The sequence below is a fragment of the Tundrisphaera lichenicola genome, assembly GCF_051175385.1.
Taxonomy (GTDB): domain Bacteria; phylum Planctomycetota; class Planctomycetia; order Isosphaerales; family Isosphaeraceae; genus Tundrisphaera; species Tundrisphaera lichenicola.
The window spans coordinates 3,135,471-3,157,510 of the sequence record NZ_CP195106.1 but is presented as its reverse complement, the minus strand read 5'-3'; the positions used below and the strand labels follow the sequence as shown (position 1 = coordinate 3,157,510).

The following is a 22,040-nucleotide window of genomic DNA, read 5'->3' as shown; positions in this document are numbered from 1 at the left end:
CCCTTCGGATTGATCGGCGAGTCGCCCTCGCGGAACATCACCCGGATCGTAACTCAAGGCGCGGCCGGATGCCACACGAGGGCCGGGCCTCGGCTCAGGTCCCGTCGAAGAGGGGGACGAACCTCCGGAATCGCTCGGTCAGCTCGTCGGCCAGCGCGATCGGCTCGGGGAACAGGTCGTCCGGCCCGCCGGCCAGCTGGAACGACATCGCCTCCTGCCCGAGATTGATCCGGATCAGGCCGAGCGTGACCACCCTCGACCGGCTCGGGGCCTTCAGGGCCGCTTCCAGCCTCGCGTCGTCCTCGGCGGCGATCGGCTCGGGGGTCAGGACCACGACGGTCAGGCCGATCGACCCGAAGCCGAGGCGGCGACTCGGCGGGAACCGGCCGTTGACCGCCATCGCCAGCCGGTTCAGGAACGCCCGATAATCGGCCGAGGAGCCCGAGACTCCCACGTCCACCGGCTGGCGGACCACCGCCACGACCGACCGGGCCCGCCCCAGGATCGGCATCCAGTGGAGTCGGACCGGTCGCCAGTAATACCGGAGGATGTCCAGCGGGGGCTGGCGGAACTCCTCCCCCGGCTCCTCGCGGAGCTTCCGGGCGACCAGGATCGGGTCGATGATTTCGAAGAGCTGTTCTTCGAGCAAGGCGGGACTCCCGGGAGGACGGATCGGGTCGCTTCCCAGCATAACTGGCCGCGAGGCCGTCCGTCTCCCCCCGGTCGGCCGACCATCGACGACTCCGGGGACGGGATGCACCACCTGATCCCGGCCTCGATGATCGCCTCGGCCGACACCTCGGTCCGCCTCTCGAAGCCTTCCGACGAGGTGAAGTCAACCCTTCCCCCCTTAGCCCGGGCGAGCAGGTGCTTCCTCGCCCCGGCCCGGGGCCACGCCGGGGCGTCAGGCGGGGTGAAGGTAGTCCGGGCGGCGGGCTCGATCTCGCGGTCGTCCGAAGGCGAGCGAGCCCGCCTCGATCACCTGCCCGGAGGAGACGACGAAGCGGTCATCGGGCCATCCCGGCGATCAGGAGGCCCGCCAGCGCCAGTCCGATCATCGTACGATTCGCGGTTCGGCTCCTCGGATGGGCCTGGATCCTTCCGGGTGATTCTCACTTGATCGGGAAGAAGCCCGGGGCCGTCGGCCCGGCTCGTTCGGTGGGATCCAGCACCGTGAAGGTGTGACCGGTGTGGCAGCCGTTGCAATAATGGTAGCCGTTCGATCGGACGCCGCTGTAGTGGTCGCCCGCCTGGGCGAAGTAGCTCCGTTCGGGGCGACCGCCCGAAGCCGGGCCGATCCATCGGGCCACGTGTCCCTCGGCATCCTGGCCGACGAGCACCGACGGGCCGAGGGGATCGCTGGGGACCCAGCCCCTGAGCGCGTCTCGCCCGAACACGGGCAGGACCACCCGCTTCTCCCAGGTCCCCGGGATCCGGAGTCGATCGGGGTCGTCGAAGCGGTCGCGGTTCGCCGAGTAGACCGCGACCGAGGCCACGTTGGGCGGCGGCGAGACCAGCGGGTCCGCCCTCGGATCGATCCGCTCCCCTCCCGATCGATCATGCCAGGGGATCGGGTTCCGGATGGCCGCGCCGATGGCGAGATTTTCGAGGTAGCCCATCGGACCGGTATACGTCGCCCCGGATTCGAGCTTGATGCTCGCCGGCCGATCGTAGCCCTCGGCGAGCGGGGCGGTGACTCGCCTCGGTTCGGGGATGAAACGGCGAGGATAGACCGCGACCGGCTCGGCATCGACCAGGTCGGGGTCGTCGAATAACAGACGCGGCACGGGTTCGGCCGTGGCCCAATCGTCGGAGACCTGGTAGATCCCGAACGACGCCGGCGGCGATCCGGCAGGTGAACCGGCGAAGAGGACCGAGTTGTCCGGGGCCGGCGACGGGCAGGCGGCGGTCAACGCGCGCCCCTCGGCATCTCGGTCCGGCCCGTAGGACCGTCGTGCGCCCCCCTCATCGGGGAGGTATTGGCCATCGGCGAGCGAACTCGGCGAAGTACGGATGTAGCCCCAATCGGCCTGGGCCAGTCGCATCTGGGACTCGGGCGTCGAGGTCGTCATGTAGGCGATCCGGCCATTGAAGAGCGGCCGGGGCCGCCAGACCGGCTCGTCGGCCTTGATCGCGTAGCCGAACTGGGCTGCGTTGGCGGAGATGAACGCAGCCATCCAGTGGTCCGTCGGCCGGGTGGCGTGCTCGCCCCCGAGCGAGACCGGTTGCACCCCGGAGAGGTCGGCCGTCACGGCCTCGCGATTGCGGCTCCAGAGGCTGAAGAGGACCTGCTCCCCGGCGATCAGGACCGGCCATCGGTCGTTGTTGCGGTTGGCCGTCAACGGCTCGGGCGCGTTCGCCCCGGGAGACCAGGCCCAGATCTGCGTGGCCCTTCGGCTCTGATCGCGGCCCAGGTCCGGCAGCCGGCTCGACGCGAAGGCGAAGCCATTCGGCCCCAGGTCGGCGGGGTCGACGTCGTCGTAGTCGAGTCTCCGCCGGTCCGCGTCGGCGATGCGCGATCCGTCGGCGCGGAAGCGGAGCGGAGGGACGGCGACGCATCCCGGGTCCCCTGGCCCCCCGGTCAATTGCCTCAGGCCCGAACCATCGACGCGGACCTCGTAGATCCGCCATCGGTCGTTTTGGCCCTTCCGGCCCGCGAAGAGGACCCGCCCGCCATCGATCGAGACCGACGGGCTCATCACATCGATGAGGGTCGAACCGTCGAGGAGGCGTCGGCCCCAGGTCAGCTCGTAGAGGAGGCCGCGATCATCGAGCAAGCGGAGACGCCCTTCGCCGGCGGCCCACGGGACCAGGGCGGGCTCGCGGTAGGGCTCGGATTCCGGCGCCTCGGGCCTCAGGCTGGCGGCCTCGGTCCGCGAGGTGAAGACGATCCCGGTCGATGGGCCCCGGCGGACGTGCCTGATCAAGGACGAAGCGGGCGGGACCGTCATGCCGGGCCGGACGGTCGACCATAGAGTGACGGCGGCGACGGCCGAGAGGAGCGTGACCAGGGCCATCGATGTACGCCGGCGATGAATCCGCATGATCGATCTCGCTGGTGAATCCGCGGGGGAGATCAAAAGGGCACGGCCCGAGGCGACGGTCGAGTGGCCTCGGGCCGAGGGAGATATCCGTCGGGAGGACCGAAGATCAATAGCTGTCCGCGCTGATGACTTCCCCGCCGGCCCGGGTGCCCAGGGCGCTGTAGGTGACCGGGTTGATCGATTGCTTGATGAAGCGGACGCTGCCGTCTCCCATCAGGAAGTTCGCACCCCCGGGGTGGGCGCTGCCGTAGCTGGCGATGTAGGCTTCCAGCTGGGCACCGGTGTTCACGTTGGGCCCCGGAGACTTCAGGTTGATCGGCACGCCGGTGCTGCCGAAGGCCTCGTTCAGGCCATAGTAGCAATCGATGCTGTCCGAGCCGAATTCCCAGACGGCCTTGCGGCGGGAGACGCCCTGCAGGTCGACCTCCGCCACGGTGTAGCTACCCTTCAGCTGATAATATTCCTCGCCGACGAAGATCGTGTTGGAGAGGCCATCGGTGATCTGCTGGATCCGCATCCGGTTGCCGCCGACGTCGGCATGATTGAAGGACACCTCATACTGGAACGCACCATTCGAGTTAAGGTTGGTGCCGCCGCTCGTGTTGAGCAGGTCGTAAACGTTGTAGAGCTGGACGGCCGAGCCGGACGCGCAGGCGGCATAGCTCGAGGGGACCCGCTTCTGGACGATCCAGTCCTCGTAGCTGGGGGAGTAGACGTGCTCCGGCAGGGCGGCCGACGGGCAGCGGAGGATGTTGATCACGGTCTCGCAAGCCGCGACGCAACGCTCGGTCGCCGGTCCGCTGGCCCCACCCACGGCGTAGTTCTCGGTGTTGGAACTGATGCCGGAGGTGATGTCGGCGTTGGCGAAGCCGGGGTTCGGAGAGGCCCAGTCGCCGTTGGATGACTGCGTGACCTGCGTGCCGTCATCCCAGTGGCCGCCTTCCGGCAGGATCCACATCGCATTGGCGAGATTGGTCTGCTCGAAGTACGGGGCGAGCCAGGCGGACCAGATGGCCCCGTTGTCGTTGGCACCCGGGGGGAACCGACTCTCGGCCGTGTAGACGTTGTGCAGCCCGAGGCCGAGCTGCTTCAGGTTGTTGGTGCACTGGGCGCGTCGAGCGGCCTCGCGCGCGCTCTGGACGGCCGGCAGGAGCAGAGCGATCAGGACCGCGATGATTGAGATCACGACCAACAGCTCGATCAAGGTGAACGCCCGGCGTCGATTCATGGGAGTGGCCTTGTGGGAAAAGGTGAGGAAGAAGCCTACTTCTTGGACTTGATGTCGAACGCGAAGTTGTTGCCGCCGCTGCCGATCGACGCGGTGATCGGGGTCTTCCGGGGATCCCGATAATCGTCCGCGACGGCTTCCCTCTCGCTCGGGACCGTCTCCTCGCTGTTCTTCTTGCCGCCGCCGCCCGCGAGGGTCGGCTTGCCCTTCACCAGGGTCTGCGAGAATGTGACCTTGTATTCCCCCGAGGGGAATCCGGTGTTCTTGCCATCCTGACCGATCGAGAATTTGCCCGACTCATCCGTGGGGCCGCTCCCGCCGTACAAGGAGTCCGGGTCCGTGGGGAAGAACCTGACGACCACGTAGGGGGCGGGCGCGCCATCGATGGTCACCGTGCCGGTGGCGGCATAACGCGACGGTTCCGAGGAGCAACCCAGGACGGTCGCCGAGGAAATCATCAGCAGTAGCAATCGCGCGGTTCGGGCCCGGCGTTCCATCCTCGGAGCTCTCCAATTCGCGGGTAAAATATGATCGAAAACTTCTGCGTGGTCGGCGGAGGTGGGCCGGTCGAGCCTTCGCGAAGGGGATCGACCATGGCGGCTCACACGGCTGGGACGGTTCGGGGCCCGAGGCTCTTGCCCCAGGCGACGCTCTCGGAGATCCGCATCGGGGCCGCGTGGTTCGGCCTCCAGTAGCCATGCTCGGAGGCGGCTTCCGCCCGACGTGGCTGGTTCTCCGGCCCTGTATACACAGGTGTCCTCGTCGCCGGTGATAGGCTATGGGATGCCGGGCTTTTGCACAAGTGATTTTCGATGAATCTTGAGTGAAGAATGGGCTGTTCTGATCGTGAAAACGAACGACTGCGCGGCTGGTATACCTTGCGTTAATCTGTGCTATTCAGTTTTCGGTTCTACTTTTCTCTGGTAGGATAGCACCCTCCGAATTCGAATCCTCGTCTCAGGCGACCCGCGGTAGGTTAGGGGACGGCAGGGCAGACCCATGACGAGTCTCGAGGAGCCGAAGTACCTGACGATCTCCCGGGAGATCGAGTCGCAAATCCTCACCGGGCGGCACGAGGGGAGGAAGTTCCCCAGCACCCGCGACATCGCCGAGGAGCATGGAGTCTCGGTGGTAACCGCCTCTCGGGCCTTGCAGGTCCTTCGAGACAAGGGGCTGATCGGGACGGTTGGGCGATCCAGGAGTTTCCTGGTCAAGGAGGCCAAATCCGAGGCCGACCCCGTTCGCCCGATCGAGCGCTATGCGTTGTTCCTGCGAAGTACCCCCGGACCGTGGCAGTTGGCGAGCCGGTCGATCCCGGTGGCCGGCTTCCTGGCGGCGGCGGGCGAGCTTGATGTTCAGATCGATTATGAACGGTTCGACCTCGATGACCCGGCCCGCTCCGCCGACCCGGCCCGACAGGTGGCCGAGGCGGCCGAACTGGGCGTCCGGGGGCTCTTCTTCATGCCCTCTCGCCACAGCGATCAATCGACTCGCCAGGACGAACGCTTGATCGAGAAATGTCGGGATGCAGGGCTCCCGGTCGTCCTGCTCGAGCGCAATCTGAGGAGTTCCGCCCGTCCCCTCGAATGTGACCTGGTCGCCAACGACGACCTCGACGGCGGGTACCGATCGACGAAGCACCTGATCGACCAGGGTCGCCAGCGGATCGCGTTCGTCACCGGCTCGCCCACCAGCAGTCATGATGGCCGGATCGCCGGCTATCTGGCGGCCCTCCTCGACTCGACCCATCGTCGAAAGCCGTTCAAGGACCCGATCGTCCTCGAACAGTTGTCCGGCTTGCCGACAAGGGACGCCTACCTCGATTTAGCCGACCGGATCATCGGGCAGAAGATCGACGGCGTCGTCTGCTACCAGGACTACACGGCCGTAGGGCTCATCATCGAGCTGTTGACCCGTCGCGTCACCGTGCCGAACGACGTGGCGATCACCGGTTTCGATAACCTGCCGATCGGTAACTCCTTCGCGCTGGGGGTGACGACCTACGAGTATCCCGCCCGGAGCATCGCTCGCCACGCCATCCGTCTCATGAGGATCCGGATCGAAGATCCCGAATCGCCCCCGGTCAAGGTACTGGTCCCTGGCCGGCTGATCGTCCGCGAGAGTAGCCTCTCTCAACCCTGAACCCCCGTGAGACTCGCCGAGACCCGATCCGTACTTCCGCCGCGACCGGCTGGCGGTTGGGAGGCGTCCTGGGTATCCTGAAGCCCGTCCAGGAGGGGGTTCGCCGTTGGATCGCGGGGCGATGCCGGGCCATGGATCTCACCGAGGAAGCCTCGATCGTTCTGGCCGACGACGACGACGACTTGCGGGCGATTTACGCCCCCTGTCTCCGGGCGGCGGGCCACGTCGTCTGGGAAGCCGCCGGGGGGGCCGAGGCGCTCGAACTGGTCCGCAAGCACCGGCCGAAGCTCCTGATCCTCGACGTCTGGATGCCCGGCGTCAGCGGGTTCGAGGTCCTGGAACAACTCCGCCACGACCCGGCCGCCTCGAACCTGAAGGTGATGATGCTGTCCAACCTGGGCGACGCCGACACTCGCCTGGAATGCTTCGAGATGGGCGTGGTGGATTACTTCATCAAGGGCCTCTCGCTGGTCGAGCTCCGGGAGGCCGTGGCCCGCCTCCTGCTCGACGGGCCGAGCCCGATCATCGAGCCCGGCTCCGGGACCGTACCCCCTCCGTAACCCGACCCGCCCTTCGCGGAGGTCCGGCCCGCCGACCGACTCATTCATGACCGACGATTACCAGGACAGCCTCGACTACCTCTATGGCCGGCTCAACTACGAGCGGCTTGGCATGCCCCGGGGGTCGGCCGAGCTTCGACTCGGCCGGATGCGTCGGCTCCTCCGACGCCTGGGGGACCCCCACGAATCGCTCCGGATCATCCACATCGCCGGGACCAAGGGGAAGGGCTCCACGGCCGCGATGCTCGCCTCGGCGCTCACGGCCTCGGGGCGGAAGACCGGCCTCTTCTGCTCGCCCCACCTCCACCGGCTCGAAGAGCGGTTCCGGGTCGACAATGTCGAGGCGACCCCCGGGGAATTGGTCGCGCTGGTGGAGGCAGTCCGACCGGCGGTCGAGGCGCTCGACGCCTCCGACCCCCACTACCGCCACCGAGGGGCGACCTTCTTCGAGGTCACCGCCGCGATGGGCCTGCTCCACTTCGCCCGGAGCGGGGCCGGGACCGTGGTCCTGGAGGTCGGCATGGGAGGCCGGCTCGACTCGACCAACGTCGTCCGGCCGATCCTGGCCGTGATCACGACCATCTCGTTCGACCATACCCGCCAGCTTGGCAACACCCTGGGGGCGATCGCCGGCGAGAAGGCGGGCATCCTCAAGCGAGGTCGGCCCGTCGTCAGCGGGGTCCGGGGCTCCGAGGCCCGCGAGGCGATCCGGCAGAAGGCGAAGCTCCGATCGTCACCCCTCCGCGAGATCGACGCCGACTTCGACTATGTTTACCAGCCGCCCGAGGCGCCCCTGACCCGCCCGACCCCCGGCCGGGTCGCGGTCCGGACCTGGGCCCGCCAGTGGCCATCACTTGGCTTGCCGATGCTCGGAGAACACCAGGCGCACAACGTCGCCGTGGCCCTGGCCTGCCTCGATGCCCTGGCCGAGCAAGGGATCGTGGTCGAGCCCGACGACGTGGCTCGCGGATTTTCCGGCCTGAAGTGGCCCGCCCGGGTCGAAGTCCTGGGCGAGGACCCCTGGGTCGTGATCGACGGGGCCCACAACGTCGAGTCGGCCAAGGCGCTCGCCGAGACGCTCCGGACCTGCTTCCCCACCACGCCCCGGACGCTCATCTTCGGCACGACTCGCGAGAAGGACCTCTGGGGGCAGCTCCAGGCTCTCCTCCCGCTGTTCGACAACGTGGTGGCGACTCGGTACGTCGAGAACCCCCGGTCGGTCCCGCCCGAGGAAGTGGCCGACTCCGTCCATTCCTTCGACGGTCGTCCCGTCCGCCAGGCCCCCGGGCCTGCCGAGGCCCTGGCCCTGGCCCGGAGCATCACGCCCCCCGGCGGTCTGATCTGCGTGACCGGCTCGCTGTTCCTGGCCGCCGAGACCCGGGCCTTGATCCTTCGCCGGGACGACCCCATGACCGTCCGACCCGCCCTGATTTGATCGGACTCGACTCGACCCGAGAGGAGAACACCCATGAGCGGAGCGACCTGGATCCGGATCGGAGCGATCCTCGGGGGAATCGCCGTCACCGCCGGGGCCTTCGGGGCCCACGGCCTGAAGGAGCGGATCGACGCCCGGTCGCTTGAAGTCTTCGAGACCGCCGCGAAGTATCAGATGTACCACGCCCTGGCACTGATCGCCGTGGGCTTGCTGGCGATGGCGGGCCGGACCGGGGCCGCCCTCTCGGTCGCCGGCTGGTCGTTCCTGCTGGGCACCCTGATCTTCTCGGGGACGCTCTACGGCCTGTCGATCTCGGGGATCAAGTGGCTCGGTGCGATCACGCCGATCGGGGGCCTGGCGTTTATCGTGGGATGGATCGCGCTGGCGATCGCGGCGGGAGGGCCTTCGAAGGTCGGCCCCGAGTTGTGAGCGAGCCTGGGGCCGGGGAATTCGATCGGCCTCGATCGAAGTTCACCATCGGGCGGCTGATGATCGCCGTGGCGCTCGGCTTGCCCTTGCTGCTGATGCTCCGGGAGGATGGCTACCCATTGGCCGGGGCCTTGATCGTCGGGGACTGTATCTTGATCCTGGCTTATAAGCTGGCCAACGAAGCGATGGAGCGGGACAGGGCGAGAGGTAAGCAAAGGACGGCATCGCACATTGTTTGGACTGGCCTGAGTTCCCTGATGTGGTCCGTCCTGATCATCGGGCTGGCGGATTTCGCCTTCTTGGTCCTTTGTTTATTGGTCGCTAGCCCTCCTAGACATTTCCATCGACGGATCTTGTTCGAACTCTACTTCGCAAGCACTATTGTGGTCGTATTCGCGACTTCCCTGATCCGTCGGGCCATCCGCCGGGAGGCGCCCGCCCGAGCGAGGATGCAGGAGTCCCACATGAAAGTTGACTTCGATTAATGGAGATGACTTCGATCGAATCGGCCTTGGCTTATTGCGGGTCCATCTTGTAATCTGGACGATTGTCCAGAAGGAAAGGGCTCGGAGGCGGGCGTGCAGGCACAGCCCAGGCGGAGGCCGAGGAGGCCGGGAGTCTGCGTGGGGATCGACCTGGCCGGGGTCCCCCACCGCGAGACCGGGGTGGCGATCCTGCGCTCCGGGCGGCTGGAGTTGCTGACCTCGGCCGGTTCGGATGAGGAGATCCTGGATCTGGCCCGGAAGGCGGGCCGTTGGGGGACGGTGGCCGTCAACGCGCCGCTGACCCGGCCCCTGGGGCGTTGTTGCCTGGACGACGATTGCCGATGCCGGACCGATCCGGGCACCCGGAGCCGGCAGCTCGAGCGTGAGCTGGCCCGGATGGGCGTGCCGACCCTGGCCACGGCCTTGATCAAGGTCCTCGCCCGGCGCGGGGAGCGGATCGCGGCGTCCCTCCGGGAGATCGGCCACGAGCCACTGGAGGTCTACCCGTTCGCCACCCTCCGCCTTCTGGGCCTGCCCTGGGAGGGGAAGAAGACGACCTCCGGGCGGCGCAAGATCCATCGGGCGCTCAGGCCGCTCGTCCCCGGCCTGAACCATCCCCGGGCCACCGAGCACCAGATTGATGCCGTCGTCTGCGCCCTGACGGCCCTCCTCTGGCGGCTCGGGCGGACCCGGACTGTCGGGCTCCAAGAGGAAGGTTTGATGACGATCCCGCTGGACGCATCGCCGATCGTCGCTGCTCGTCATCGTCGATGAATCCCGGCGTGGTCCCGACACGGATGGCGGTTGATCTCGCCGAGCCCGGCCTCGCGGCGTATGCTGGGACGATTGGCGAAACGTGTCAGAGGTGTCCTGGACCCGGGCGGAAGATGCATACCTATATCGTGACGGTGACGGCGGCGGACCGGGTGGGGATCGTTCATTCGGTAACGGGGACGATCCGCAACCGGCGCGGGAACATCCTCGAACTGAGCCAGACGGTCATGCGAGGGTATTTCACGATCATCCTGGCCATCGAGTTCGACCAGCCCCAGGATCCCGAGGAACTGGGCTCGGCCGTGGCCGAGGAGGGTCGGGAATTCGAGCTGACCGTGGCGGTCCGCGAGCCGACCGAGGAAGACCTCGTGCCCCCGGTCCCCAACGGCGAGCGGTTCATCCTGACCGTCCTGGGCAACGACCATCCCGGCAACATCAACGGGATCTCGGGATGCCTGGCCCGCCTGGGCGTGAATATCGTCGACCTCCACGCCCGCGTGGACGGCGCGAGATTCTCGATGATCATGGAGACGTTCCTCCCCCCCGACCTCTCGCCGGGAGTGGTCCGAGCCGATCTCGAACGGTTCGGCCGAGAGCTGGGGCTGGAAGCCTTCGTCCAGCACGAGAACATCTTCACCGCCACCAGCGAGCCCACCCCCGTCCGAGTTGGGCCCGCCCCCAATCCCCAAGGAGCGGTGGTGGTCCCGCATTGAGGTCAGTGGCTGGTGGCTAGTGGTTGGGGCATATTCGCATTTGCGATCGTCTTGACCCTCACCCGGCCTTCGGCCACCCTCTCCCGAGGGGAGAGGGATAGACTGCTTCCTGACCACTGCTTCCTGACCACTGACCACTGACCACTCCAGCCCGTCAGACGCGAACCAGTGCCGTGAGCTGGTCGGCGGGGACTCCCAGCTTGGGCTTTCCGCCGTCGTGGCAGAGTTCCTGGATGAGGGTGACGGAATCGGCGATCGCCGATTCGAGCCGGGGGTCGGTTCCGGGTCGGGTCAGGTCTCGTTGCCGGATCAGGGTCCGGAGGGATCCGCCTTGGGCGGGAACGCCCAGGGCCTGGCACTCTTCGAGGAAGCTATCGAGGGCCCGGTCGAGGCTCTCCTTCACTTCGTCCCGGAGCGGTGCCAGGTCGTCGGGCAGGGCTTCCCAGGCGTCCTGGAGGGCCTGGAGGATCGTCAGGTGATCGGGCGTCTGAGCGGCGACGGGGTCGATCCACCGGCCGTTTTCGACCTGGCCGGGCAGTAGCCCGAGCCTCAAGCGGGCGGCCAGGGCGTCCCGATGGCGGTCCTGCCGGACGACCTGATAGGCCCGAGCCAGCGAGCTGGCCGACCGGGCGTTGGCCACGAAGTTGATCAGGGGCGGCTGCCCGGCGGCCCAGTCGGCGGCCTTCAGGGCGTCCTGGGTCAGCTCGGGCTTGCCCAACGCGTTCCCGGCCTTCAGGAGCGCCAGGCTGCAGTGGGCGGTCTCGATCTGGGCGATGCCCGAGGGGTCGATGGCGACCACCCAGCCATCCTTGACGGCCGAGGGGTTCCTGGCGACCATCGCCTCGACGACCGTGGCCAGCTTCGAGGGCTTGCCCCTCGGGTCGAGGAACGGGAAATGGCCGTCGGGCTGCTGACGACGGATGAGCATCCCGATGGCGGCCTGGAGGATCTGGTCGAGCAGTCCGAGCTTGTCCGGAGCGAGCTGTTCGACCGAAGGGCGGATCTCGGAGCAGGCCTCGATGAGCGTGGCATAGGTCGCCAGCGTGGTGTCGGGCAGGGGCCGCTTGGCCGCGATCGGCCGGATCAGCCATTGCTCGGCCTCGATCGCCCCCAGGAACAGCCGGACCGCCTCGGCCGGCGCGATCGTCCGCTTGACCGCCGGGGTCCGACCCGGTCGTCGGATCTCGGGGAGCCCGGCCTGTTCGCCCAGGATCATCCGGAATTCGCCGAGGGTCGATTCGATCGACGAGAGTTCGCCCTGCTTCATCACTCGTTCGAGGGCCGGTTCCAGCGCCGCCATGCTGTTCACGATCGACGGGCTGGGTCGGAAGATCTTCAGGCCGCCGATCGAGTAGCCGCCGGGGTCGAGCCCGACCTCGATCTCGGCCCCTCGGACCAGGGTCTCGGCCAGGGTGAAGTTCCGCGCATCGAGGTCGTCGCGGACCTTCTGGGTCATCTTCGAGATCCGGTCGATCAGGGTCCGATCCTTGCGTTCGACGGCCAGCTGCCGGGCGAGGGCGAGCCGAGCCTCGGCATCGGCGGGGGTCAGCTGGGTGGTCCCCCGGTCCGAGAGGATCCGGATGCTGGTCATCGAAGGCCCGCCTTCGAACGAGGAGCCGTCGCCGAAGTCGAGCCCCCTCCGATGGGCCTCGGCCTGTTCGTGGGCCTCCCGGGCCTCGGCTTCGAGCAGGTCGGCGCGGGCGTTCGCCGCCCTGAGCTTGGCCTGGGTCTCGGAGAGTCGGGCCTCGAAATCGGCCCAGGCTCCCTTGACCGCCTCTTCGACGTCCCGTCTCCGGGACTCGTCGGTCGCGGACGCGTCGGCGAGAGGGGCCGGGGCCTCCTCCAGCCGGGCGACCCGCGCGGCCAGTTCGTCCCGGGCCTTGTTGGCGGCCTCGGTCGCCGCGAGGGCTTCGGCCAGGGAGGCCCGGAGGCCCTCGGTCTCGGCCCTTGCCGAGGCGAGGGCCGAGTCGTGAGTCGTGGTCATCTCGGCAAGTCGGGCGTCCTCATGCAGGGCGTGCTCGCGGACCTCGGCCAGCTCGGCCCGGAGCGTCTCGGTCTCGGCGGCCATCTTGGTCTGGGCGTGAGCCGCGATCTCGCCGGCCATGTCCTGGAAATGCGGGACTTCCATCTCGGTGCTGTCGAAGCCCCATTCGGTCGTGGCCCCTTCGGCCGCCTCGACCCGGGCCCGGAGCTGTTCGAGCTCATCGACCGCCCGATCCCGGAGGATCCGAACCTCGTCGCGTTCCCGGCGGACCGCGTCGGCCTCGATCTCGATCGTGTCGTTCCTGGCTCGGGCCTCGGCGATCTTGGCCCGCGCCTCTTCGAGTTCGCGGCGGGCCGACTCGGCCTCCTCGAGCCGGGCCTGGGCGATCTGTTCCCGAGCGGCTTCGGCCTCTCTCAGGCCGTCTCGGGCACTCGCCAACTCTTCTCGGAGGGCCTGGACCTCCGACTCCCGGCCGCTGGAAACCTCGAGGGCCTTCCGCTCGGCCTCTTCGAGCCGTCCTCGGATCGCTTCGAGTTCGCCGGCGATCCGGTCTCGATCCTCGCGGATCGACTCGGCTTCTCCGAGTTCGGTCCGGGACCGGGAGAGTTCCGCCCGCAGTTCGTCCAGGGCTTTCGACTTCTCCGAGTCCCCCTGGTCGCGTTCGTCCCGGAGCGTCCGGGCATCGTCGGCGGCCCGGTCGAGCCGGCCCTGGATCTCGGCGAGGGCCTGGGCTTGCCGGGCCTCGATCGCGGAGATGGCCTCTTGATGGTCCCTGCCCGTGGCCTCGGCCGACTCTCGGGCCCGGGCCAGCTCCTCGCGAGCCTTCCGGAGTTCGTCCTCGATGGCCCGGGTCGCCTCGCCCGGGGGGGCGGCCTGGATGGTCTCGTCGAGCTGGTCGCGGAGGCCTTCGACCTCGGCTTTCAGGGCCTTTTCCCTCTCCGCGTGCTCCAGGCTCGCCTTGCGGGCCTCCTCGCGGAGGGCCTCGGCCTCGGCATGGTGGGCCTGCTCGCTCCGGGCCCGGGCGGCCTCGGCCTCCTGGAGTCGTCCGGCGGATTTCCGGGCTTCTTCCCGGGCGGCGTCCAGCTCCTCGCGGAGCGTCGCGAGCTGGGCCTCGGCCCAGCCGAAGGCGGGCTGCTCGGCCGATTGCGCCGAGAGGTCGTCGCGGAGCTTCTTGAGCTCCTCCTCGAGCCCCTCGATCCGCTGGCGGGCCGCATGTCGCCCCGAGGCGGCCGATCCGGGCTTGGGCTTCGATGGCGGGGCCGGCTCCGTGGCCGTGGCCGATTCCGCCGAGTCCTCGATCGGCGTGACCCGGAACACGTGCGAGCAGTACTTGCAGTTGACCCGTCGGTTGATGTGTTCGGCCCGCGCCTTGCCGTCTCTCTGGCAATTCGGGCAACGGATCTTGATGCGTTCGTCGCTCACGGACACGGTCCTCCGCGGCATGGTCCGGGGCGTCGGGGCCGCCGGGATACCCCTCGGCCGGTCGTCCCGCAGGGTGCGAATTCAGGTGGCTGGGCCTGAAGCCGTGGGGATTATCATAAGGGTATCACGTCGACTGATCCAGGATGAAAAGCCCCGTTAATTCTCCGAATCACACAGTCTTCCTACTGTCCCGGGCCATTTTCGGGACACTCGGCCCGCCATTTTGGCCCGAGCGGCCCCGACGCTCGCCCTTGCGTCGGCGGCTTCGAGGCCCGATCATGCAGGGATCTTCGCCCGCCCTGATTGAGTCCCGGAGGTCTCGATGCGACCGGCACCCCGCCGCTTCCTCGCCGTCTTGCTCACGCTGATCGCCGTCCCGGCCGCCCGGGCCCAGGACCCGGCCCCTCCCCAGCTGGTCGCCGAGACCGAGGCCCGGACGCCCGCCGAGGAACGCGCGGGGTTCCACCTGCCCGAGGGCTTCGTCATCGAGCTGGTGGCCTCCGAGCCCGAGATCAACAAGCCGATGAATTTGGCCTTCGACGATCGGGGTCGGCTCTGGGTCACCTCGACCCTCGAGTATCCCTATCCCGTGACCGACGGCCGCCCCCCTCGCGACCGCGTGGTCATCCTGGACGACTTCGCCGAGGACGGGCATGCCCGATCGGTCTCAACCTTCGCCGACGGCCTGAACATCCCCATCGGGCTCCTGCCGATCGGCCGGGGGGATTCGGCCCTGGTCCACGACATCCCCAACATCCGCCGATTCGTCGACACCGACGGCGACGGCAAGGCCGACAAGGTCGAGGTCGCCTACGAGAAATACGGCTTCCGCGACACACACGGGATGACCAACGCTTTCTCCTGGGGCTTCGACGGCTGGATTTACGCCTGCCACGGGTTCAGCAACGAGTCCGAGGTGAAGGGGGCCGACGGCAAGCCGATCGTGATGCAGTCCGGAAACGTCTACCGGATGAGGCCCGACGGCTCGCACGCCGAATATTACTCGCACGGGCAGGTCAACCCGTTCGGCCTGGCGTTCGACCCGATGGGCAACCTCTACTCGTGCGACTGCCACAGCCGGCCGATCTATCAGATCCTCCGGGGGGCCTTCTACCCGAGCTTCGGCAAGCCCGACGACGGCCTGGGCTTCGGCCCCGAGATGATCGGCCACGACCACGGCTCGACGGGGATCGGCGGGATCGCCTACTACGCGGCCGACCAGTTCCCCGAGGCCTATCGCGGCACGATCTTCATCGGCAACGTCGTGACCAGCCGGATCAACCACGACCAGTTGACCTGGACCGGATCGTCCCCCAAGGCGGTCGAGCAGCCCGACTTCGTGGTCAGCGACGACCCCTGGTTCCGCCCGGTCGACATCGAGCTTGGCCCCGACGGGGCGCTCTACGTGGCCGACTTCTACAACCGGATCATCGGCCACTATGAGGTCCCGCTCGACCATCCCGGGCGCGACCGCGAGCGCGGGCGGATCTGGCGGATTCGCTTCGCGGGCAAGGACGGGAACGCCCCGCCCCCCCGGAAGCCCCGCCCCGACGAATCGGCCGCGACCATCGCCGAACTGGTCGAGGACCTCGGCCACGCCAATCTTGCCATCCGGACCGTCGCCACGAACCAGCTCGTGAGTCGAGGGACGGAGGCGATCGCGCCGATCAAGGCGGCGATCGCCGGGGGGGACTCGCCCGAGCGTGAGGTCCACGGCCTCTGGGCCCTCCAGCGGCTCGGGGCCCTCGACGAGGCCCTGCTCGCCCCGGCGGCGGCCGATCCTTCGGAGATCGTCCGGGTCCACGCGATGCGGATCCTGGCCGACCGTCCGACCCTGGAAGGACCCTCCCGCGACCTGGTCCTGGCCGGGCTGAAGGACGCTTCCGCCTCGGTCCGCCGTGCCGGGGCCGAGGCCCTGGGCCGGCACCCCTCGGCCGACAACATCCGACCGCTCCTGGACCTGGTCCGCTCGGTCGACCCGGCCGACCGGCACCTCCTCCACGTCGCGAGGATCGCCCTCCGCGACCAGCTCATGCCCTCCGCATCTCCTCCCGTGAAGCAGGCCGCGCTCGATCCCTCGTGCGACCCGGCAAACGAGGCCGCGGCCTGGGACAAGCTGGCGGGCCTGGCCATCACCCCCGAGGACGAGAAGATCCTGGCCGACGTCGCCCCCGGGGTCCCCTCGGCCGAGTCGGCCCGGTTCCTCCTGGCCTACCTGACCAAACACCCCGAGCCGATCGCCACCCGGACCCGCTACGCCCGCCACGTCGCCCGGTTCGGCGGCCCCGAGGCCGAGGCCGGGCTGGTCGCCTTCGCCCGGACCTCGGGCGTCTCGACGCTCGATCAGGTTGCTTTGCTCGAGGCGATCCAGAAGGGGATGCAGGAGCGAGGGGTCGCGCTCGGGCCCGACGCTCGGGGGCTGGCCGCCGACGCCTCGAAGGCCCTGCTGTCCTCGAACGTGGGCGATGAGGTCCAGGCCGGGATCGAACTGGCGGGCTCGTTGAAGCTGGAATCGGCCCGCGACACGCTGGCCGCGATCGCCGCGAGCCCCGAGGCTCCCGCCCCTCGGCGGACCTCGGCCATGACGGCCTGGGCTTCGATCGACCCGGCCGGCTCGATCGAGGCGTTCGGCCGGATGCTCCGCGACTCCGCCGAGCCGGTCGAGGTCCGCGAGCAGGCCGCGAGCCTCCTGGTCGCGACCGGCAAGCCCGAGTCTCGAACGATCCTGGTCGAGGCCCTGGCCACGGCCCCCGCTCGGTTGCAGACCGCCATCGCGACCGGCCTGGCCCAGAATCGCCCGGGGGCCGAGGCGCTCCTCGAAGCGGTGGCCGCCGGCAAGGCGTCGGCCCGACCGCTCGGCGAGCGCGGGGTCTCCGTCCGCCTGACGAACAGCGGCGTGCCCGACATCCAGGCCCGGCTCGAATCGCTCCTGAAGGACCTTCCCCCGGCCGATCGGAAGGTCCAGGACCTGATCGCGAAGCGTCGCGAGACCTTTCTTGCCAGCGGCGGCGATGCATCGAAGGGCGTGTCGATCTTCGAGAAGAACTGCGCCGCGTGCCACCAGCTCGAAGGGAAGGGGGCCCGGGTCGGCCCGCAACTCGACGGCGTGGGGGTCCGGGGGGTGGACCGGCTCCTGGAAGACACGCTCGACCCCAACCGGAACGTGGACCAGGCATTCCGGGTGACCACCCTGGCCCTGACCGACGGCCGGGTCGAATCCGGCCTCCTGCTCCGGCAGGATGGCGAGGTCCTCGTGCTGGCCGACGCCCAGGGGAAGGAGGTCCGCGTCCCCTCCTCGGACGTCGAGGACCGCAAGCTCTCGCAGCTCTCCCCGATGCCCGCCAACCTGGCCGAGCAGATCGAGGAGTCCGACTTCGCCCACCTGATCGCCTATCTCCTGTCCCGACGCCCGGTGGAGGCCCCGCCAAAGCCCTGAGATTCGCCCGAGATCCCGGTCGTGTCTCGGGATCGATTTCGCCGGGAATCGAGGGTCGATCGAAGACCCTCACCCCAACCCTCTCCCGGTGGGAGAGGGAGCCAGAAGCTTCCCTCTCCCCCGGGAGAGGGTGGCTGAAGGCCGGGTGAGGGTCTCTTCCGCTAATCCTGGCGGGCTGGCACTGAGCCTGGGATTTCGCCGAGAATCGAAGTTCGATGGAAGATCCTCACCCCAACCCTCTCCCGGTGGGAGAGGGAGCCAGAAATTCCCTCTCCCACCGGGAGAGGGTGGCCGAAGGCCGGGTGAGGGTCCCCTCTATCCCATCGGGAAGACGCGATGATCCGTCCGATCCGGCTCCGACGCTCCCTGCGGATCGCCCTCGCGGGGCTGATCGCCGCGCCGATCGCGCTGGCGGCGGTCCTCGTCATCCGGGCCGCCTACTTCTTCCCGTCGCGTCAGGTGACCGCGCCTCGGGCTCGATCGGTCGAGACGAGGCCGGGGTTCGCCGATCGGCTGGGCCGCGCCCTCCAGTTCCGTACGGTCGCGGCCCGCCCGCCCTCGTCGACCGATCCGGCCCCCTTCGAAGCCCTCCGGGCCTACCTGGAAGCGGAGTTCCCGAAGGCCCACCGGCAGCTCGACTGCGAGGTCGTGGGCGAGCATTCCCTCCTGTTCCGCTGGAAGGGGACCGATGCCTCAAGCTTGCCGATCCTCCTGATGTCGCACCTCGACGTCGTCCCGGCGGAGCCGGGGAGCGAGGGGGACTGGACCCACCCGCCGTTCTCCGGCCAGGTCGCCGACGGTTTCATCTGGGGCCGAGGGGCCCTCGACGTGAAATCGGGAGCACTCGGGCTCCTCGAAGCGGCCGAGGGTCTCTTGACCAAGGGCTTTCGTCCAGTCGGCGACGTTTACTTCGCGCTCGGGCACGACGAGGAGACGGGCGGTCGCGAGGGGAATCGGAAAGCCGCCGAGATCCTCCGGGGGCGAGGGGTCCAATTCCGGTTCGTCCTCGATGAGGGGGGCGGCCTGACCGAGGGGATCATCGACGGGATCGGTCGCCCGGTCGCCTTCGTGGGGGTCGCCGAGAAGGGGTTTGCCACGATCCGGATCGCGTCGAAGGCCGATGGCGGGCACTCGTCGATGCCCCCGCCGCACACGGCCGTCGGGATGGTCGCGGCGGCGGTCGAGCGGCTGGAGTCGGACCCGTTCCCGGCCCGGATCGACGGCGCGACCTCCGCGATGCTCGACTTCCTCGGGCCGGAGATGCCCTGGTCCCGCCGCGTTGCGCTCGCGAATCGGTGGCTGACCGGCGGCCTGATCGCCCGCCAGTTCGCCGCCAAGCCGTCGACGAACGCCATGATCCGGACCACCACGGCCGCGACGGTGATCCGGGGCGGGGAGACGGCGAACGTCCTCCCCAGGCAGGCCGAGGCTTTCGTCAACCTCCGCCTCCTGCCGGGAGACACCCCCGAGTCGGCGCTCCGGAGGGTCGAGTCCGAACTGGAAGGACTCGGATTCGGCTCGGGGTCACTCGCCTACTCGCTCGACGGCGAGCCATTTCAGCCTTCGCGAGTCTCCTCGACCGACTCGGAAGGCTTCCGGGCCCTCCAGCGGACGATCGCCGAGATTTACCCCGACGCGGTCGTGGCCCCGGGCCTCTCGATGGTCGCGACCGACTCGCGTTATTACGCCCCGATCTCCCGGGACATCTACCGATTCCTCCCCTTGAGGCTCACGCCCAGCGACCTCGAGCGGATCCACGGCGTGAACGAGCGGATCGGGGTCGAGACCTACGCCGACCTGATCGGCTTCCTCGCCCGACTGATCGAGAACCTCTCGGCCCGGTGAAGGGGTGGGACCACGGAGCCATGTGGTCTCGACAAGGGAGGCCTCGCCATTGAGGACGAATTCCGACATGGATAAAATTGGGGCGATCCGACAACCGTCAAAAGTGGAATCGGTGAATAATCGCCCGAATTTGTCAGGATTTCGCTTCTGCTTAAACGACTTACGTCGAGGCTAAACGAACAGGCCTGTAGAAGAGATTCCTCGAACCCCCGGCGGGCCGGTCCCCCAGGGCTTTAACAATAGGCGGCGGAGGGCTTGCGGATGGAAGACGGCGTCGAGGAGTACCTGCTCGAGGGGTTCGACCCCATGGGAGAGCCGCACATTCGGCGAACGGCGGAGGGGCGGCTGTGGCTCGGGTTTAACTTCATGCCGCCGTCCTGGGCCGACGAGGCCGATTGCCCCGGTCCCGGCGGCCCATGGGCCGACTTCGACGATCAACTGACGCAGCATCTCGGCGTTCCGGTCGTCTGGGAGGACCGTGAGTGGTTCCGCATCGACAGTCCCAAAGACGACACGGTCTCGGCCATCGCGCAATTTCTCGTCGAGGTACGGCAGCGCCTCGATCCAGATGCGGTGTCTGCCGAACCCGACGACGCAGCAGGCGGCGGGTCGTGATTCGCTTCCGCGAACCCTCGTTCACCGGGGACTTCGCCGCTGCTGACCTGGGTCGTCCGGCGAAGAGAACCGCATTCGAGGAGGTGGCCAGTTGGGTGAGACGTTCTGGTGCGGCGACGATCGGGTCAAGTTCTCGAATGGGGCGACCGAGTTGCTGTTCCGACACTGGCTGGGCCGGGCGGAGGCCCGGCCGGACACTCCGGGGATGACGGCGGTGGCCGCATTTCTCCGGCACCGGATCTCGGCGTGCGGCGACGGCGGACGGGCGTTCGGCATGAATCGGGATCGATTCCCGGCCGAACTGTCGGCCCCCGAGACGGTGTCCGCGATGGCAGTGCTGATCGAGGAGTCGGCGGCGGATGCAACACAAATCGGTGGAATCGACTGGGAGCCACATCATCAGGAGTGGTGGGAGTCTCGGTTGCGCCTGCTGGCTCGAGCGATCAGGGCGTGGCAGTCAACGCTCGATCGGTAGGGCAAGCCCTGCCCTACGAATATGCATCGTGCGCATCGCGGGTGTGAACCGCTGTAAACGACTTGCGTCGAGGATAAACTGACAGGGTTGAAGTAGAGATGAAAGGAAACAATCGATCGCTAGCCCGAAACGATACATCACCAATTGAAATAGACCACCATTGGGGGAAAGGCTATATTCCACAAAAAGGAATCCCATCTGCCGGCATGGAGGTGGCCTTATGCATGCCAAGCGAGCGACAACGAAGCTAATCGTGGTCTCCCTCGCGGTCGTCGCCTTGACCTCGAAGTGGGCGTCCGGCCAGTCGGCAGATGATCTGCTGAAGCGGGGTCAGGAGGCGGCCGCCAAGAAGGATCTGGATCGAGCGATCGCCGACTTCACTGAGGCCATCCGCCTTGATCCCAAGCACCCGGCTCCGTTCTACAATCGCGGTTGCTTGTGGGAGCAGAAAAGGGAGCCTGACAGGGCGATCGCCGACTTCGACCAGGTCATTCGCCTCGATCCCAACCACGCCCCATCCTTCTACCATCGTGGGGTGTCGTGGCAGCAGAAGGGTGAACACGACAGGGCGATCGCCGACCTTGATCAGGCTAGCCGCCTCGGCCCCAAGGTCGCTGCCTCCTTCTACGTACGAGCCTACTCGTGGGAGAAGAAGGGTGAACACGATAAGGCGATCGCCGACTGCGACCAGGCTATCCACCTCGACCCCAAGGTCGCTGTTTCGTTCTCCCAACGAGGGTTCTCGTGGCAGCGCAAGGGCGATCATGACAGGGCGATCATCGACCTCGACCAGGCCATCCGCCTCGACCCCAAAGACGCCCTCACTTATTTCTATCGCGGATTCTCGCGGCAGCAGAGGGGAGAACACGATAAGGCGATCGCCGACTTCACTGAGGCCCAGCAGTTCGGCCTTGGGCGCTCCACCTTGTTCTATTATCGAGGCTACTCCTGGCTGCAGAAAAACGAGGACGATAGGGCGATTGCCGACTTCGATAAGGCCCTTCAACTCGACCCCGAACATCCGATTGGATACCTCAATCGTGGCTTCTGCTGGCAGCGGGAGGGCGACGACGACAGGGCGATCGCCGACTTCGACAAGGCCCTTCAACTCGACCCGAAATACGCCAGGGCTCACTATTGTCGTTGTTTCTCCTGGAGTCGAAAGGGCGAGGACGATAAAGCGGACGCCGACTATAAAGAGGCCGTACGCCTTGACCCCGAAATGACCTTTCTGAAATGACTTCGTCCACCTTCTCTCAGCGCAACGCTTGAAGCATCTGGTGCATCCGGCTTGTCCGCTGTCACTGGCCTCGCAGGGGAGATGATTGTCCCGCAATGGTTTGGGTCGTGCGGCTGGTGTAGCTCGAGTTGCCGGATGCACCACATGAACGGTGGTTGACAGTTATTTCGCCGTCCGGTCGAAAATCGGTGTCGGAACGGTTGCGACTCAGGC

At 67.7% G+C, this 22,040-nt stretch carries 18 protein-coding genes; 13 read left to right on the top strand and 5 right to left on the bottom strand.

The genetic code is table 11. The features are described from left to right. Window positions 1-94: 94 nt before the first annotated feature. On the bottom strand, window positions 95-649 hold the full coding sequence (locus tag P12x_RS12475; protein ID WP_435011194.1) for a hypothetical protein: 555 nt from the start codon (window positions 647-649) through the stop codon (window positions 95-97). Here P12x_RS12475 and P12x_RS12470 point away from each other — a divergent pair. Beyond that, window positions 539-1,120 carry a DUF2171 domain-containing protein gene (locus tag P12x_RS12470; RefSeq protein ID WP_435011664.1) on the top strand — a complete coding sequence of 194 codons (582 nt, stop codon included), beginning with the start codon at window positions 539-541 and terminating at the stop codon, window positions 1,118-1,120. The two genes, P12x_RS12475 and P12x_RS12470, sit on opposite strands and share 111 nt — an antisense overlap. On the opposite strand, the gene P12x_RS12465 is transcribed toward P12x_RS12470, so the two are convergent. The 3 genes from P12x_RS12465 to P12x_RS12455 all read right to left on the bottom strand — a co-directional run bounded on the left by P12x_RS12465 (window position 1,113) and on the right by P12x_RS12455 (window position 4,769). After that, window positions 1,113-3,044 carry a hypothetical protein gene (locus tag P12x_RS12465; RefSeq protein ID WP_435011193.1) on the bottom strand — a complete coding sequence of 644 codons (1,932 nt, stop codon included), beginning with the start codon at window positions 3,042-3,044 and terminating at the stop codon, window positions 1,113-1,115. The genes P12x_RS12470 and P12x_RS12465 overlap by 8 nt on opposite strands. Before the next feature lie 106 nt (window positions 3,045-3,150). After that, a complete protein-coding gene (locus P12x_RS12460; protein WP_435011192.1) occupies window positions 3,151-4,272 on the bottom strand; it encodes a DUF1559 domain-containing protein in 1,122 nt (373 codons plus the stop codon). 35 nt (window positions 4,273-4,307) lie between these two features. Then, entirely contained in the window at window positions 4,308-4,769 is a 462-nt protein-coding gene (locus P12x_RS12455; protein WP_435011191.1) for a hypothetical protein, read from the bottom strand. Between the two features lie 502 nt (window positions 4,770-5,271). Here P12x_RS12455 and P12x_RS12450 point away from each other — a divergent pair. The 7 genes from P12x_RS12450 (at window position 5,272) to P12x_RS12420 (ending at window position 10,810) form a co-directional block, all read left to right on the top strand. Next, complete coding sequence (locus P12x_RS12450; RefSeq protein ID WP_435011190.1) at window positions 5,272-6,414, top strand: LacI family DNA-binding transcriptional regulator; 1,143 nt, start codon at window positions 5,272-5,274, stop codon at window positions 6,412-6,414. A gap of 131 nt (window positions 6,415-6,545) precedes the next feature. Beyond that, window positions 6,546-6,974 carry a response regulator gene (locus P12x_RS12445; RefSeq protein ID WP_435011189.1) on the top strand — a complete coding sequence of 143 codons (429 nt, stop codon included), beginning with the start codon at window positions 6,546-6,548 and terminating at the stop codon, window positions 6,972-6,974. Between the two features lie 46 nt (window positions 6,975-7,020). After that, a complete protein-coding gene (locus P12x_RS12440) occupies window positions 7,021-8,409 on the top strand; it encodes a bifunctional folylpolyglutamate synthase/dihydrofolate synthase (RefSeq protein WP_435011188.1) in 1,389 nt (462 codons plus the stop codon). A 33-nt stretch (window positions 8,410-8,442) separates the two neighbouring features. Then, window positions 8,443-8,838: a DUF423 domain-containing protein gene (locus tag P12x_RS12435; RefSeq protein ID WP_435011187.1), complete on the top strand. Its 396-nt coding sequence runs from the start codon at window positions 8,443-8,445 to the stop codon at window positions 8,836-8,838. Continuing rightward, entirely contained in the window at window positions 8,835-9,323 is a 489-nt protein-coding gene (locus P12x_RS12430) for a hypothetical protein (RefSeq protein ID WP_435011186.1), read from the top strand. The genes P12x_RS12435 and P12x_RS12430 overlap by 4 nt, the downstream gene beginning before the upstream one ends. Before the next feature lie 93 nt (window positions 9,324-9,416). Further along, a complete protein-coding gene (locus tag P12x_RS12425; RefSeq protein WP_435011185.1) occupies window positions 9,417-10,097 on the top strand; it encodes a DUF429 domain-containing protein in 681 nt (226 codons plus the stop codon). 113 nt (window positions 10,098-10,210) lie between these two features. Beyond that, window positions 10,211-10,810, top strand: a complete 600-nt coding sequence (locus P12x_RS12420; protein ID WP_435011184.1) for a glycine cleavage system protein R — start codon at window positions 10,211-10,213, stop codon at window positions 10,808-10,810. 154 nt (window positions 10,811-10,964) lie between these two features. Here the strand turns inward: P12x_RS12420 and P12x_RS12415 are convergent, their stop codons facing one another. Beyond that, a complete protein-coding gene (locus P12x_RS12415; protein ID WP_435011183.1) occupies window positions 10,965-14,216 on the bottom strand; it encodes a hypothetical protein in 3,252 nt (1,083 codons plus the stop codon). 322 nt (window positions 14,217-14,538) lie between these two features. Here P12x_RS12415 and P12x_RS12410 point away from each other — a divergent pair, with 322 nt between their 5' ends. The 5 genes from P12x_RS12410 (at window position 14,539) to P12x_RS12390 (ending at window position 21,827) form a co-directional block, all read left to right on the top strand. Then, entirely contained in the window at window positions 14,539-17,652 is a 3,114-nt protein-coding gene (locus P12x_RS12410) for a PVC-type heme-binding CxxCH protein (protein ID WP_435011182.1), read from the top strand. A 336-nt stretch (window positions 17,653-17,988) separates the two neighbouring features. Beyond that, window positions 17,989-19,497, top strand: coding sequence for a M20 family peptidase (locus tag P12x_RS12405; protein ID WP_435011181.1), 1,509 nt, complete (start codon window positions 17,989-17,991; stop codon window positions 19,495-19,497). Between the two features lie 261 nt (window positions 19,498-19,758). Next, the gene (locus P12x_RS12400; RefSeq protein ID WP_435011180.1) at window positions 19,759-20,112 is read left to right on the top strand and encodes a hypothetical protein; all 354 of its coding nucleotides are present in this window, start codon (window positions 19,759-19,761) and stop codon (window positions 20,110-20,112) included. A gap of 91 nt (window positions 20,113-20,203) precedes the next feature. Continuing rightward, window positions 20,204-20,587, top strand: coding sequence for a hypothetical protein (locus P12x_RS12395; RefSeq protein ID WP_435011179.1), 384 nt, complete (start codon window positions 20,204-20,206; stop codon window positions 20,585-20,587). Between the two features lie 220 nt (window positions 20,588-20,807). After that, complete coding sequence (locus P12x_RS12390) at window positions 20,808-21,827, top strand: tetratricopeptide repeat protein (RefSeq protein WP_435011178.1); 1,020 nt, start codon at window positions 20,808-20,810, stop codon at window positions 21,825-21,827. Window positions 21,828-22,040 lie beyond the last annotated feature (213 nt).